At 58.6% G+C, this 14,478-nt stretch carries 14 protein-coding genes and 1 other annotated feature; of the genes, 5 read left to right on the top strand and 9 right to left on the bottom strand.

All coding sequences use genetic code 11. From position 1 onward, the window contains the following. Positions 1 to 161 precede the first annotated feature (161 nt). Together NKJ21_RS20285 and ybaL are read left to right on the top strand one after the other, a co-directional pair. Positions 162 to 1,382 carry an MFS transporter gene (locus NKJ21_RS20285; RefSeq protein ID WP_110199414.1) on the top strand — a complete coding sequence of 407 codons (1,221 nt, stop codon included), beginning with the start codon at positions 162 to 164 and terminating at the stop codon, positions 1,380 to 1,382. A 225-nt stretch (positions 1,383 to 1,607) separates the two neighbouring features. After that, positions 1,608 to 3,284 carry a YbaL family putative K(+) efflux transporter gene (gene ybaL, locus NKJ21_RS20280; RefSeq protein WP_008805453.1) on the top strand — a complete coding sequence of 559 codons (1,677 nt, stop codon included), beginning with the start codon at positions 1,608 to 1,610 and terminating at the stop codon, positions 3,282 to 3,284. Between the two features lie 35 nt (positions 3,285 to 3,319). On the opposite strand, the gene NKJ21_RS20275 is transcribed toward ybaL, so the two are convergent. The 9 genes from NKJ21_RS20275 to NKJ21_RS20235 form a co-directional block, all read right to left on the bottom strand. After that, positions 3,320 to 4,624: an inosine/guanosine kinase gene (locus tag NKJ21_RS20275; protein WP_008805452.1), complete on the bottom strand. Its 1,305-nt coding sequence runs from the start codon at positions 4,622 to 4,624 to the stop codon at positions 3,320 to 3,322. A 63-nt stretch (positions 4,625 to 4,687) separates the two neighbouring features. Beyond that, a complete protein-coding gene (hemH, locus tag NKJ21_RS20270) occupies positions 4,688 to 5,650 on the bottom strand; it encodes a ferrochelatase (RefSeq protein ID WP_008805451.1) in 963 nt (320 codons plus the stop codon). A 128-nt stretch (positions 5,651 to 5,778) separates the two neighbouring features. Further along, complete coding sequence (gene adk, locus NKJ21_RS20265) at positions 5,779 to 6,423, bottom strand: adenylate kinase (RefSeq protein WP_002892184.1); 645 nt, start codon at positions 6,421 to 6,423, stop codon at positions 5,779 to 5,781. Positions 6,424 to 6,645: 222 nt separating this feature from the next. Next, entirely contained in the window at positions 6,646 to 8,520 is a 1,875-nt protein-coding gene (htpG, locus tag NKJ21_RS20260; RefSeq protein ID WP_012542661.1) for a molecular chaperone HtpG, read from the bottom strand. Between the two features lie 112 nt (positions 8,521 to 8,632). Further along, the gene (recR, locus tag NKJ21_RS20255) at positions 8,633 to 9,238 is read right to left on the bottom strand and encodes a recombination mediator RecR (protein ID WP_008805449.1); all 606 of its coding nucleotides are present in this window, start codon (positions 9,236 to 9,238) and stop codon (positions 8,633 to 8,635) included. Next, positions 9,238 to 9,570 carry a YbaB/EbfC family nucleoid-associated protein gene (locus NKJ21_RS20250; protein WP_008805448.1) on the bottom strand — a complete coding sequence of 111 codons (333 nt, stop codon included), beginning with the start codon at positions 9,568 to 9,570 and terminating at the stop codon, positions 9,238 to 9,240. The genes recR and NKJ21_RS20250 overlap by 1 nt, the downstream gene beginning before the upstream one ends. A gap of 53 nt (positions 9,571 to 9,623) precedes the next feature. Further along, positions 9,624 to 11,531, bottom strand: a complete 1,908-nt coding sequence (gene dnaX, locus NKJ21_RS20245) for a DNA polymerase III subunit gamma/tau (RefSeq protein WP_239270558.1) — start codon at positions 11,529 to 11,531, stop codon at positions 9,624 to 9,626. Next, positions 10,227 to 10,291, bottom strand: a sequence feature (DnaX frameshifting element). Its footprint overlaps the gene before it by 65 nt. 92 nt (positions 11,532 to 11,623) lie before the next feature. Beyond that, entirely contained in the window at positions 11,624 to 12,175 is a 552-nt protein-coding gene (gene apt / locus NKJ21_RS20240) for an adenine phosphoribosyltransferase (RefSeq protein WP_012542663.1), read from the bottom strand. Between the two features lie 150 nt (positions 12,176 to 12,325). Beyond that, complete coding sequence (locus tag NKJ21_RS20235) at positions 12,326 to 12,703, bottom strand: DUF454 family protein (RefSeq protein ID WP_008805444.1); 378 nt, start codon at positions 12,701 to 12,703, stop codon at positions 12,326 to 12,328. 69 nt (positions 12,704 to 12,772) lie between these two features. Here NKJ21_RS20235 and priC point away from each other — a divergent pair, with 69 nt between their 5' ends. The 3 genes from priC to NKJ21_RS20220 all read left to right on the top strand — a co-directional run bounded on the left by priC (position 12,773) and on the right by NKJ21_RS20220 (position 14,465). Then, complete coding sequence (gene priC / locus NKJ21_RS20230; RefSeq protein WP_016160398.1) at positions 12,773 to 13,300, top strand: primosomal replication protein N''; 528 nt, start codon at positions 12,773 to 12,775, stop codon at positions 13,298 to 13,300. A 12-nt stretch (positions 13,301 to 13,312) separates the two neighbouring features. Beyond that, positions 13,313 to 13,486 carry a pleiotropic regulatory protein RsmS gene (gene rsmS / locus NKJ21_RS20225; protein ID WP_008805442.1) on the top strand — a complete coding sequence of 58 codons (174 nt, stop codon included), beginning with the start codon at positions 13,313 to 13,315 and terminating at the stop codon, positions 13,484 to 13,486. Positions 13,487 to 13,553: 67 nt separating this feature from the next. Next, positions 13,554 to 14,465, top strand: coding sequence for an Rpn family recombination-promoting nuclease/putative transposase (locus NKJ21_RS20220; protein ID WP_004191634.1), 912 nt, complete (start codon positions 13,554 to 13,556; stop codon positions 14,463 to 14,465). Positions 14,466 to 14,478: the final 13 nt, after the last annotated feature.

The raw sequence follows: 14,478 nt of genomic DNA, 5'->3' as shown, positions 1-14,478 counted from the left end.
TTAGTCGGATAATAATTTCACCTGCATCCTCTATACGCCTTCGCGTTGTATGGCATTGCGTCAGCCCGTTGGTTATATTTCCCATGTAGTAGCCGGGAAAATCAGGGTCGTCGCCATGGCGTATAAATGACGAAAGCTATATAAAAAAGTGACGTGAACCTATGGCAATCAATCAGACCGCTCAACCCCTGTCCGGCCCCGCTGCGCCGCCGCAAAAAGCACGCACCTCGTTTGGCATCTTAGGCGCGATCAGCCTGTCCCATTTGCTTAACGATATGATCCAGTCGCTCATCCTTGCGATTTACCCACTGCTGCAGGCGGAGTTCTCCCTTACCTTCGTGCAGATCGGGATGATCACCCTCACCTTCCAGCTGACCTCATCGCTATTCCAGCCGGTGATTGGCTACATCACCGATAAACGCTCGATGCCGTGGTCGCTGCCGGTGGGCATGTGCTTCACCCTCTGCGGTTTGATTCTCCTGGCGCTGGCCGGGAGTTTCGGCATGGTGCTGCTGGCTGCCGCGCTGGTGGGTACCGGCTCCTCGGTTTTCCATCCGGAATCATCCCGCGTGGCGCGGATGGCCTCTGGCGGCCGTCACGGCCTGGCCCAGTCGCTGTTCCAGGTCGGCGGCAACTTCGGCAGCTCGCTTGGTCCATTGCTGGCGGCGGTGATTATCGCCCCCTATGGCAAAGGCAACGTCGCCTGGTTCGTGCTGGCCGCCCTGCTGGCTATTGTGGTGCTGTCGCAAATCAGCCGCTGGTATGCCGCACAGCACCGTATGAATAAAGGCAAACCGAAGCCGGTGATCGTTAATCCGCTGCCGCGCAATAAGGTGATTCTGGCGGTAGGTATTCTGCTGATGCTGATTTTCTCGAAATATTTCTATATGGCGAGCATTAGCAGCTATTACACCTTTTATCTGATGCATAAGTTCGGATTATCGGTGCAAAATGCCCAGCTTCATCTGTTTGCCTTCCTGTTCGCGGTTGCCGCCGGGACGGTGATTGGCGGGCCGGTTGGCGATAAAATTGGACGTAAATATGTTATTTGGGGCTCTATCCTCGGCGTAGCACCGTTTACTCTCGTTTTACCCTACGCTAGCCTTGAATGGACGGGGATTTTGACGGTGATTATTGGTTTTATCCTCGCCTCGGCCTTTTCCGCTATCCTGGTCTATGCGCAGGAGCTGCTGCCGGGCCGAATCGGCATGGTTTCTGGCCTGTTCTTCGGCTTCGCCTTTGGCATGGGTGGCCTTGGCGCCGCTGTGCTGGGCCTGCTGGCGGACCATACCAGTATCGATCTGGTGTATAAAATCTGTGCCTTCCTGCCGCTGCTGGGTTTCCTGACGATATTTCTTCCTGATAACCGGCAAAAAGCCTGATTATCCGGCGGCCAAAGTGCAACGTTGGCCGCCGTTATCCCTTGCGCCATCAGCCTGATGCGCGCATTCCCTCCGCGATTTTCCCTTCTGTGCCTTTTGGCCGGTTAATTCCATTTTTTTGCACAATTCAAGAATTATTCATAAACAAAGTGAACGTTTTTGTCATAAACTATTACCCGGATAGGGTAGCAAAATGGACCGATACACCACTGGAAAGGAGACGGAATGCACCACGCAACACCGCTTATCACCACCATTGTCGGCGGCCTCGTGCTCGCCTTTATTCTCGGCATGATTGCCAACAAGCTACGTATTTCTCCTCTGGTGGGATATCTCTTAGCGGGCGTGCTGGCCGGACCTTTCACCCCTGGCTTTGTTGCTGACACCAAACTGGCTCCTGAACTGGCAGAACTCGGCGTGATCCTGCTGATGTTCGGCGTCGGGCTGCATTTTTCGCTTAAAGACCTGATGGCGGTAAAGTCGATCGCCATTCCCGGGGCTATCGCCCAGATAGCCGTGGCGACGCTGTTGGGTATGGCACTCTCCGCCGCCCTTGGCTGGTCGCTGATGACCGGCATCGTCTTTGGCCTGTGTCTCTCCACCGCCAGTACCGTGGTGCTACTGCGCGCCCTCGAGGAGCGACAGCTTATTGACAGTCAGCGCGGGCAGATTGCCATTGGCTGGCTGATTGTAGAAGACCTGGTGATGGTCCTGACGCTGGTCCTGCTGCCAGCGATTGCCGGGATGACGGAGAAAGGTGACGTTGGCTTCGCCTCTCTGGCTCTCGACCTCGGGATCACCATTGGTAAAGTGGTGGCCTTTATCGCCATCATGATGCTGGTCGGTCGCCGGTTGGTACCGTGGATCATGTCGCGCAGCGCCGCCACCGGCTCACGTGAGCTGTTCACTCTGTCGGTGCTGGCCCTGGCGCTGGGCATCGCTTTCGGCGCCGTGGAGCTGTTTGATGTCTCCTTCGCCCTTGGCGCCTTCTTCGCCGGTATGGTGCTTAACGAATCTGAGCTGAGCCACCGCGCCGCCCATGACACCCTGCCGCTGCGCGACGCCTTCGCGGTGCTGTTCTTTGTCTCCGTCGGCATGCTGTTTGACCCGATGGTGCTGGTGCAGCAGCCGCTGGCGGTGCTGGCGACACTGGCGATTATTATCTTTGGTAAATCCGCTGCCGCCTTTTTCCTCGTGCGTATGTTTGGTCATTCGCCGCGTACCGCATTGACCATTGCCGCCAGCCTGGCGCAGATTGGTGAGTTTGCCTTTATTCTCGCCGGCCTGGGGATGGCGCTTAACCTGCTGCCGCAGGCTGGACAAAACCTGGTGCTGGCCGGGGCGATCATCTCGATTATGCTCAACCCGGTGCTGTTTACCCTGCTGGAAAAATATCTCGATAAAACCGAAACCCTCGACGAGCAGACGCTGGAAGAGGTGCTGGAAGATGAGAAACAGGTGCCAGTCGATATCTGTAACCACGCGCTGCTGGTTGGCTTCGGCCGCGTCGGCAGTCTGCTGGGCGAGAAGCTGATGGCCCAGGGGATCCCGCTGGTGGTGGTTGAAACCTCGCGTACCCGCGTGGATGAGTTACGCGAGCGCGGGATCAGCGCGGTGCTGGGTAATGCCGCCAATGAAGAGATCATGGAACTGGCGCATCTCGACTGCGCCCGCTGGCTGCTGCTGACTATCCCCAACGGCTACGAGGCCGGAGAGATTGTCGCTTCCGCACGGGAAAAATGCCCGAATATCGAGATCATCGCCCGCGCCCATTACGATGATGAAGTGGACTACATTATCGATCGCGGGGCTAATCAGGTGGTGATGGGCGAGCGGGAAATTGCCCGCGCCATGCTGCAGCTTCTGGAAACGCCACCGGCCGGTGAAGTCGTCACCGGCTGATGTACTGCCCTCTCCCCGTCGGGAGAGGGACGCGCTTACCGATCCCAGTACGCCTCTTCCAGGCTGTCCTCACGCTCCGGCAGGCCGCGGGTTAAACGCGGCGAGTGCTGGTTCAGTACCTGATAGCTCACGCGGTTGGCATATTTACACACCTGCGCCAGTGAGGAGTAGGTCAGCCATTTGCATTTGTGCTTGCTGGAGTTGGGCACGTTATTGCGGTGGTAGTTATTGGCGGTGATGTCATGCAGCAGCGCCGCCAGGGCGCCGTCGCCAGCGCCGTTGGTATTCATGATTTTTTCAGGCCCGCCCATATACGGGGCGATATGTGAATAGATACGCAGCGGATTAACGCAATCCTGGTGGCGCATCGCACGGCTGAATTCAAACTGGTTAAACTCCGGGATCGCCCCCGGCAGCAGCGGATGCTGGGTTTTCCGCTTCGCCTCTTCTTCGGTAAAGCCCGCCATATACAGGCCCGCCGGGCCGGCAGTGCACAGCACCAGGTCGACCCAGTCCAGCGCTTTATCCGCCGCCGACAGCGGATCGGCAAAACCGGTCAGGGCTTCCCCTTCCTCTTCATTCATCGCCAGAATCGAGACATGCTCCTGCAGGAACTGCTGCCACCACGCCGGGTTATCGGCAATCACGTATTTAGTTCCGAGAGTTAACACCACCGGCACATCATGCTTTTTGGCGTACTCGATGGCTTTCATCGTGGCGTCTGGCATCGGCTCGCCCGGCTTGCAGCGTACCAGGTAGGAGGTGAGCACCAGCGCCGAGGCGCCGGCGATCACCGCTTCCGGAATGCTTTCCGGGCGCAGCTTGTTCATGTGACCCGGGCTGATGGCGAAGGTGCGCTCGCCGCTGTCGCTGATCAGGGTAAAACAGCGGCCAATGGCGCCGTCGACGCCCTGCAGATAGTTCAGATCGGTGCGGCTGGAGGTATTGCACAGGTAACGATAGGCATAGCCGCCGATGTCGATATTGCTGCACATCACGCCAAGCAGCACCGAGCGATCGTCCGCCAGCACCGAGTAGTTGTGCATGGTATTGCCGATGGTGCCGCCGGCAAACTGATGGGTAATGAGATTATTGCGTACCAGCTCCTGGTACAGCGCCTCGGCGACGTCATCTTCAATCACCAGCGAGTGGCCCGCGCTCAGACCATAGCGTACGATAAACGCTTCATCCACTTTCGCTTCGATATCCACCAGCGTCTGGTCGATACCGACCACCCAGGAGACGCTGGATTCATTCTCCGGTTGAATTTGCTGCAGCAGCGGGTCGCGGGCGTTGACGGGAAAATAGTGTTTGGATTTGCGTTTACCGGGAAATTTCATAGTGGCGCTTAAATAACAGGGAACAAGCGGGAAATAGTAGCATATTCCCCGCCCTGCGCGCGATCAGCGATAAGGCGCCGTCAGGTTGACCATCATCTCAATATGCGCCACATCCGCATTTAGCGCCGGAATATATTCATACTGCTCGCCACCCGCTTCGAGGAAAACTTCCCGGTTCTGAACAGCAATCTCTTCCAGCGTTTCGAGACAGTCAGCGGCAAACCCCGGGCACAGCACCTGAATATGCTTCGTCCCCTGCTCGCCAAGCATCTTCAGCGTCTCATCGGTGTACGGCGTCAGCCAGGGTTCCCGGCCAAAGCGTGACTGGAAGGTCATCATCACCCGCTCCGGCGGCAGCCCCAGCGCGGAAACCAGTTCCCGCGTGGTATCGCGACAGCGCTGGGGATAATCATCGCCCTGGTTGGCATAGCGCTGCGGGATCCCATGGTAGGAGAGCAGCAGCAGATCGGGTTCCCCGTGCACCGCGAAGGAGGCGCGCACGCTGGCCGCCAGCGCATGGATATAGTCCGGGTGATCGGCATAATCGCGAATAAACGAGATACCCGGAATAGCGCGCTTTTTCGCAAGGATCCGTGCCAGCTCATCCCAGACGGCGGCCACCGTCGAACAGGAATATTGTGGGTACAGCGGCAGCACTACGATGTGCCCCACCCCCTGCGCCAGTAAATCATCCACCGCGCTGGCCAGCGACGGCGAACCATAGCTCATGCCCAGCGCCACCGGCGTATCCGGCAGCCTGGCGGCCAGCGCCTGCTGCTGGCGACGGCTGTATACCATCAGCGGCGATCCCTCCTCCATCCACACGGACTGATAGAGCTTCGCCACGCGCGGGGAGCGAATCGGCAGTATGACGCCACGCAGCAGCGGCCACCATAGCAGACGAGATGTATCCACCACCCGTTTGTCGCTGAGGAATTGTCGCAGATAGCGCTTCACCGCACCGGGGGTGGGCGCATCGGGAGTGCCTAAATTGGCCAGCAAGATACCTGTTTTCGTCTGATGCATTACCGCCTCTTAACCATTTGAATCGCAGCCAATTGTAGCTGAAATGGCGCTAAACGGAACCAATCATAGCAAAAGGTAGAAATGAGAGGAGTTCTCATCCTGCGGCAGCAGGATGAGAAAAGGCTTTATCAGCCGAGGATTTTTTCCAGTTCGGCGCGCACGTCAGCTACCGCTTTGGTGCCATCGACTTTGGCGTATTTGGTGTTGCCCGCCTGCGCTTCTTTGGTGTAGTAGCCGATCAGCGGCGCTGTCATCTGATGGTATTCCACCAGGCGCTTACGCACGGTCTCTTCCTGATCGTCTTTACGGGTGGTCAGCTCTTCGCCGGTCACGTCGTCTTTGCCTTCCACCTTCGGCGGATTGAATTTGATGTGGTAGACGCGACCGGATGCCGCGTGAACGCGACGGCCAACGATGCGGTCGACGATCAGTTCGTCCGGCACGTCGAATTCCAGCACGTAATCAACGGTAATACCCGCTTCTTTCATGGCGTCAGCCTGCGGAATGGTGCGTGGGAAGCCGTCCAGCAGGAAACCGTTACGGCAATCTTCCTGGGCGATACGCTCTTTCACCAGCGCGATGACCAGCTCATCGGTTACCAGCTTGCCGGCGTCCATAATGTCTTTCGCTTGCTTACCGAGCTCAGAGCCGGATTTTACCGCCGCGCGCAGCATATCGCCGGTGGAGATTTGCGGAATACCGTATTTCTCCATGATGAACTGAGCCTGAGTTCCTTTACCCGCGCCCGGAGCGCCAAGCAGAATAATACGCATTACGAAAATCCCCTCAAAAGTCGATTCAATTTTTCAAAAACGCTAAACCATACCACCAGAACGGCGATGGCTCAAGGAAGGCGGTGCGGCTGAAACGGTTAATGGTGAGATATTTTATGCAATCCAATGTGAAATGCCCCGCCGGAGCAAATTGCTCAGGCGGGGCATTTATCCCGTTCCCGGCGTCGCGTCGCTCGGCCGGGCTACTCGTTCAGGTTCGCGTCAGGAAGCCAGCAGCTGGTTCATACGACGGATAAACTGGTTCGGATCTTCCAGCGTGCCGCGCTCGGCCAGCAGCGCCTGATCCAGCAGCAGTTCCACCCATTCGCCGAACTGCGCGTCATCCTGGGTATCGGCGGCGCGTTTCACCAGCTGATGCGCCGGGTTCAGTTCGAAGATGTATTTCACTTCCGGTGCCGCCTGGCCCGCTGCCGCGAACAGCTTCGCCATCTGCGTGCTCATCTCATCGGCATCGGTAGTGACAATCGCCGGGGTGTCGGTCAGACGATGGGTCAGACGCACCTCTTTCACCCGGTCGCCAAGCAGGTTTTTCACCCGCTCAACGAACGGCTCCAGCGCTTTTTCAGCTTCTTTGGTGGACTCGTCCACTTCATCCGCCAGCTTGTCCAGCGACTCGTCGGCTTTCGCCACCGACTGGAACGCTTTGCCGTCGAACTCGGTCAGGTAGCTCATCATCCACTCGTCGATGCGATCGGAGAGCAGCAGAACTTCAATCCCTTTCTTACGCAGCAGTTCGAGGTGCGGGCTGCTCTTCGCCGCCGCATAGCTGTCGGCAGTGATGTAGTAGATCTTCTCCTGGCCTTCTTTCATCCGCGAGACATACTCTTCCAGCGACACGGTCTGCGCGGAGGAGTCGGTATGCGTCGTCGCGAAACGCAGCAGTTTGGCGATCGCTTCCTGGTTGCTCGGATCTTCCGCCGGGCCCTCTTTCAGCACCAGGCCGAACTGTTTCCAGAAAGTTTGATATTTTTCAGCGTCGTCTTTCGCCAGCTTATCCAGCATCTGCAGCGCGCGTTTGGTCAGCGCGGTACGCAGGTTGCGGGTCACGCTGCTGTCCTGCAGGATTTCACGGGAGACGTTCAGCGGCAGATCGTTGGAGTCGATCAGGCCACGCACGAAGCGCAGGTAGTTCGGCATAAACTGCTCGGCGTCGTCCATAATGAACACACGCTGCACGTACAGCTTCAGGCCGTGTTTATGATCGCGGTTCCACATATCCCACGGCGCCTGCGACGGGATATACAGCAGGCTGGTATACTCCTGCTTACCTTCCACGCGGTTGTGGCTCCAGGTCAGCGGGTCGCTGTAGTCGTGAGCGATATGCTTGTAGAACTCTTTGTATTCGTCGTCGTTCACTTCGGACTTGCTGCGGGTCCACAGGGCCTGCGCCTTGTTGATTTTTTCCCACGAAATCACGGTTTCGCCGTCTTTCTCTTCCTGCTTTTCAATCTCAACCGGCAGCGCGATATGGTCGGAATACTTGCTGATGATGGAGCGCACGCGCCAGTCGTTGAGGAAATCGTCTTCGCCCTCACGCAGATGCAGGGTGATTTCGGTGCCGCGATCGGCTTTGGTGATGTCGGCAACGGTATATTCCCCTTCGCCGGCGGATTCCCAGAACACGCCATTCTCAGGTTTATCGCCCGCCGCACGGGTACGCACGGTCACTTTATCCGCCACGATGAAGGCAGAGTAGAAGCCGACGCCGAACTGGCCGATCAGCTGGCTGTCTTTCGCCTGGTCGGAACCCATCGATTCCAGAAACGCTTTGGTGCCGGATTTGGCGATAGTGCCGAGATGATCGATAACCTCTTCCCGGTTCATGCCGATACCGTTATCGGCGATGGTCAGGGTGCGGTTGTCTTTATCAAACGAAACCCGTACGCGCAGCTCGCCATCGCCCTCATACAAATCCGGCTGCGACAGCGCGCGGAAACGCAGCTTATCGGCCGCATCAGAGGCGTTGGAAATCAGCTCACGCAGAAAGATTTCTTTGTTGGAATAGAGGGAATGGATCATCAGGTGCAGAAGTTGCTTTACCTCTGACTGAAAACCACGAGTTTCTTGTCCTTTCATCTGATTCAACCTCAACAATGCCATTTTAAATGGGGTAAAAAACCGTTGAGTGGGAGATGGGGACTGCGGGGAAATTTTTCAAGCGGAGGCGGCGCTGGCCGCCTCCATTTGTTCAGAAAGTAATCTTGTGACGACCGGCCAGCGAGTGGGACAGCGTGGTGCCGTCGACCATTTCCAGCTCGCCGCCCACCGGCACGCCGTGGGCGATGCGGCTGGCATCAACGCCATACTGCGCGCACAGCTCCGCGATGTAGTTGGCCGTCGCCTCACCCTCAACGGTCGGGTTAGTGGCAAGGATCACCTCGGTGATCGACTCCGCTTCCAACCGTTGTTCAAGGCGATCGAGCCCGATGTCATCTGGCCCGATGCCGTCGAGCGGCGACAGGTGCCCCATCAGCACGAAGTAGCGGCCGGAATACTGCCCGGTCTGCTCGATGGCGTGGATGTCCGCCGGACTCTCCACCACGCAGATCTGGCCGTTTTCCTGGCGACGCGGGTTGCTGCAGATATTGCACACCTCCTGCTCGGTGAAGGTGCGGCAATCGGCGCAGTGGCCGATCTCCGACATCGCGCGCGTCAGCGCCTGCGCTAGGCGCATACCGCCGCTGCGATCGCGCTGCAGCAGGGTAAACGCCATGCGCTGCGCCGACTTCGGGCCAACGCCCGGCAGACAGCGCAGCGCTTCCATAAGCTGAGTTAACAGCGGGCTGGTTTGCATCAGAACGGCATCTTGAAGCCTGGCGGCAGCTGCATACCGGCAGAAACGGAAGCCATCTTCTCTTTCTGGGTCTCTTCAATGCGGCGCGCGGCGTCGTTAAACGCGGCAGCCACCAGATCTTCCAGCATCTCTTTGTCGTCTTCCAGCAGGCTTGGGTCGATTTCCACACGGCGGCAGTTGTGCGCGCCGTTAATGGTCACTTTCACCAGACCCGCGCCGGATTCGCCAGTCACTTCCAGCTGAGCGATCTCTTCCTGCATCTTCTGCATTTTGTCTTGCATCTGCTGGGCCTGCTTCATCAGGTTACCCAGGCCGCCTTTTCCACCAAACATAGGCTTCTCTCTCAGTCATCGTTAAAGGTACTGAATGCCAGTCAGACTGGCGTTCAAATGGGGCGGATACTCTCTTCATCCAGATCGGCGTCGAAGAAACGACGCAGGGTCTGAATGTTATTATCCGCGATAATGGCTTCGCGCGCCTGCGCGAGCTTTTCTTCATAAATAGCCTGCCGCCACTCCAGCGGCGTACGCATCGCGGGATTATCATCTTCCACGATGGTCAATTCAACCGGCGTACCGTACAACACCCCCAGCGCTTCAGCCAGCTTTTGCTGCGCGCCGGTGGAATTGAGGTGACGCTGGCTGGGGCGCAGATGCAGACAGACGCGGCTGCCCTCCTGCTCTTTCCACGCGTTGAGCGCCACCTGCTCGACCAGCTTAGGTACCGCCAGCCGGCTCACTTCCGCCGCCCAGCTGTCGCGCTCGACCGCTTCTTCGGCGAGCTTGGCCGCCAGCTCCGGCGTCTTCTCATGCTCCAGCGCTTTTTTCAGCGCTTTTGGCGTGGCGACTTCGACTTTGGCCTCTTCAACCACTGTCGTCGCCTTCCAGCGATAGGCCTCTTTCTTCGCCGGGGCCTGCTCAAGGGCAGCCGCCGCCGGACGAGCCTGGACGCGCTCGGTAATCGAACTCAGTCGCTCCAGCGCAGCGTTATTCACCGGCCGCGCGCGGGAAGCGGCTGCCGGTTCACTCTTTTTTGGAGTGGTTGCTCCCTGGCTGCGCTGCAGGTGGCTGCGGGCCGCCAGCACCTGGCTGGTGGTCGGCGGCAAACTCTGCGACGGCTGCTGCGGCGGCGCAGCGGGGGCAACCGGCTGACGCGGCACGGGCGCGGCGGTCTGTGCTGGCTGCACTTCCGGCTCTGGCAGCGGCTTACGCGGATGAAACGCCAGCGCGCGGAGCAGCGTCATTTCGACGCCCATTCGCCGGTCCGGCGCATAAGGCAGCTCTTTGCGGCCCATCAGCAGCGTTTGGTAGTAAAGCTGAACGTCACCCGGCGGTACAGTTCGCGCCAGTTCGCGCATCCGCACTTCGACCGTGGCCATATCGGCGCCCAGCGCCGAAGGCGACAGCTGTACCATGGCGATGCGGTGCAGCAGGCTCTGCATCTCCACCAGCAGTGCCTCCCACTCGACGCCGCGTGCGGCGGCGTCATTGACGCCCGCCATCACCCGCTCGCCGTCGGCAGCAACCAGCGCTTCAATCAGCGACAGCGCCTGATCGTCATCAAGGGTGCCGAGCATAGTGCTCACCGATGCGGCCGTCAGCTGTCCTTCCCCACTGGCAATCGCCTGATCGGTCAGGCTTAAAGCATCGCGCAGGCTGCCGTCGGCTGCCCGCGACAAGAGCTGCAGCGCGCGGGGCTCAAAGGCAATCTGCTCTTCGCCAAGAATATGCTCCAGCTGATGGCGGATCTGTTCAACATCCAGGGCTTTGAGATGGAACTGCAGGCAGCGGGATAAGATCGTCACCGGCAGCTTCTGCGGATCCGTCGTCGCCAGCAGGAATTTGACGTGTGCTGGCGGCTCCTCCAGCGTTTTTAATAACGCGTTGAAGCTGTGGCGCGACAGCATATGGACTTCGTCGATGAGATAGACCTTAAAGCGGCCGCGGGCCGGCGCGTACTGGACGTTATCCAGCAGGTCGCGGGTATCTTCGACTTTGGTGCGCGAGGCGGCGTCAATCTCAATCAGATCGACAAAACGCCCCTGTTCAATTTCCCGGCAGTTATCGCACACGCCGCAGGGGGTGGCGGTGATGCCGGTTTCACAGTTTAACCCTTTCGCCAGCAGACGGGCGATGGAGGTCTTACCGACCCCGCGGGTACCGGAAAAGAGATAAGCGTGATGAATGCGCCCTAACGACAAGCCGTTCGCCAGTGCGGTCAGCACATGTTCCTGGCCGACGACGTCAGCAAAGGTTTGTGGGCGCCATTTACGGGCTAAGACCTGATAACTCATGGGCTGGCTCTGAAACGCTGGAAGGTGAAATCACGAAGGGGTCATGCTATCACAGCCCCGCCCGATCGGCGAGGCTATGTGGAGGGATTTGCTTAGTGGCCCGGGAACGGCACCAGGCTGTAGCAGTGGATCCCCAGCTTCTCCAGGCGCTGTTCGCCGCCCAGATCGAACAGGTTGATAATGAAAGCGGCATCGTGCACTTCGCCGCCGAGACGGCGGATCAGTTTGACCGTCGCGTCGATGGTGCCGCCGGTCGCCAGCAGATCGTCCACCACCAGCACCTTGTCGCCCGGTTTGATCGCATCAACGTGGATCTCCAGCTGATCGGTGCCATACTCCAGCTCATAGCTCTCGGCAATGGTTTCACGCGGCAACTTACGCGGCTTGCGAACCGGAACAAAGCCCACGCCCAGCGCCAGCGCAACCGGGGCGCCGAACAGGAAGCCACGCGCCTCAGTCCCTACCACTTTGGTAATACCCGCGTCTTTGTAGCGCTCGGTCAGCAGTTCAATGCTAAGCGCGTAGGCCTTCGGGTCTTCCAGTAAGCTGGTGACATCGCGGAAAAGAATGCCAGGTTTTGGATAATCCTCGATACTCTGGATGCTGTTCTTCAGATATTCAAGCTGCTGTGCAGTTGCGGTCATAAGTGTATGCCTGATTGAAACGGTGTTACCCACGGGCGTGCAAAAGGGGCCAAAGAAACATTTGTTTAACCTTTGACCAGGCTTGCCCGCGCTCGAAAACGCCAGAATTTACTGGCTGTCAGCAACAATTGCAACAGGCATTATTGCGCATCAGTGCTTTTGTTGCTTTGCGTCAACCACCGGAATGCGCCACATAAAGATCAGCAGGCAGGCCAGAATGACCAACAGCATGATGCGCACCCACGTAAGCTTAACCAGCCACAGCGAAATAGCAAAAGTCACCACGATCATCGCAATGGCGCGCGGTTTGGCGCCGCGAGGCATCGCGCGGTACTGCTGCCAGTGGCGAAGATAGCCGCCAAACCAGGAGCGATACAGCAGCCACTGGTGAAAGCGCGGCGATGAGCGGGCAAAGCACCAGGCGGCGAGCAGAATAAACGGCGTCGTCGGCAGCAACGGTAAGAAGATGCCCAGCGTACCCAGCGCTACCGCCAGCCAGCCGATAATGGTTAGAATAACAGGTGGCATAATGCGAATCGTTATCAAACAGATGAGGCTACTGTAGCACAGTTGGCTGGAAGGGAATGGAGAGGTGTGGTGAAAACAGCTCAACTTTTACAAACGCTGAACGATCAGCTCAGCGAGCTGGCCGCGCTGGTGGCGCCGCTGGCGGAGCACGCGACCCTGAGCCCACGCTTTGACCGTCAGCTCTTTCATACCCGCAGCACGCTGATGCAGGACTATCTGGCGGAAGCCCGGCAAAACTTTTCCCAACTGAGCCAGGCCGTCGAGCGCCAGCAACTGCCGCAGGTGGTCTGGATTGCCGAGCGTCTGGCGGCGCAAATCGCCGCGCTGCGTCGTGAAACCGCCACCTGGTCCTTGCGCAGTTGGGACCACGCGTCGCCAACGCTGAGCCGCTGGCAGCGCCGTCGCCTGCAGCATCAGGAGTATGAGCGCCGCCTGCTGGCGATGCGCGACCAACGTCAGCGTCAGCTGGCGCAGGCGACCAGCCTTGACGAGCAGCAGCGGCTGGGGAAAGAAGTTGAAGCCTACAGCGGCCGGTTGGCGCGCTGCCGACAGGCACTGGACAAGATTGAAAACGTACTGGCGCGGCTGACGCGCTAACAGGAGAGCCCGATGTCGCTGGAAAATGCATCCGATGAGGTCAAACTGGCCGTCGATTTAATCATGTTGCTGGAATCGCATCAGATCCCGGCGCAAACCGTGCTGGGCGCGCTGGAAATTGTCAGGCGGGATTATGCAAACAAGTTAAAAAACGCGGAAAGCGGGTCGCAAAACCCAGAGAAGTAGGATGTTGTCTCCGGCAGTGTGCTGGCAGTCTGGTCCTCTGCGCATGACGCCACTGGAGACAATATTGATGGAAAAAGTCAGTCAAACCCCACACGACGCGGTGTTTCGCCAGATGCTCATGCATCAGGCGGTCGCGAAGGATTTTTTGCAGTTGTATCTCCCCGCGCCGTTTCTGGCGATCTGCGAACTGGATTCGCTGCAGCTGGTCTCCGGTAGCTTTGTTGAAGAGGACCTGCGCGCCAGCTATTCCGATATCCTTTACTCACTGCGCACGCGTCATGGACCGGGCTATGTGTACGCGCTGATTGAGCACCAGAGTACCCCGGACAAGCTGATGGCATTTCGCCTGCTGCGCTATGCGCTGGCCGCCATGCAGCGTCATCTGGACGCCGGCCACGACACGCTGCCGCTGGTGGTGCCCATTCTGTTTTATCACGGCAAAGTGAGCCCCTGGCCCTGGGCTCGCAACTGGCAACAGCTATTCGCCGATCCGGCGCTGGCGAAGGCGCTCTATAGCAATGATTTTCCGCTGGTGGACCTCACCGTAATGCCAGATAATCAGATCGCCCGTCATCGGCGGATGGCCATGCTGGAGCTGCTGCAAAAGCATATCCGCCATCGCGATCTGGCCGAGCTGCAGGTGCCGCTGATTGCGCTGATGACGCAAGGCTATCTGACAGAAGCGCAGCTGAATACGCTGCTGCGCTATATGTTGCAGGCGGGAACTACGGAACATCCGGGGGCGCTGATCCGCACGCTGGCGGCGCAGTCGCCCAGGCATAAGGAGCTGATGATGACCATTGCCGAATGGCTGGAAGAAAAAGGCCGTAAACAGGGACAGCAAGAGGGTGAGCAGGAAGGTCGAGAAGCCGCCACCCGCAGCATCGCCGCCAGAATGTTGGCGCGCGGCCTCGAACGTCAAACCGTGCAGGAGCTCACCGGGCTCAGCGATGAAGAACTCGCCGCGCTGGCACCCTGAAGCAGCAGGGGCG

The sequence above is a fragment of the Klebsiella sp. SWET4 genome, from assembly GCF_024296565.1.
Classification (GTDB): domain Bacteria; phylum Pseudomonadota; class Gammaproteobacteria; order Enterobacterales; family Enterobacteriaceae; genus Klebsiella; species Klebsiella variicola.
This window is presented reverse-complemented; position numbering and strand designations above follow the sequence as displayed.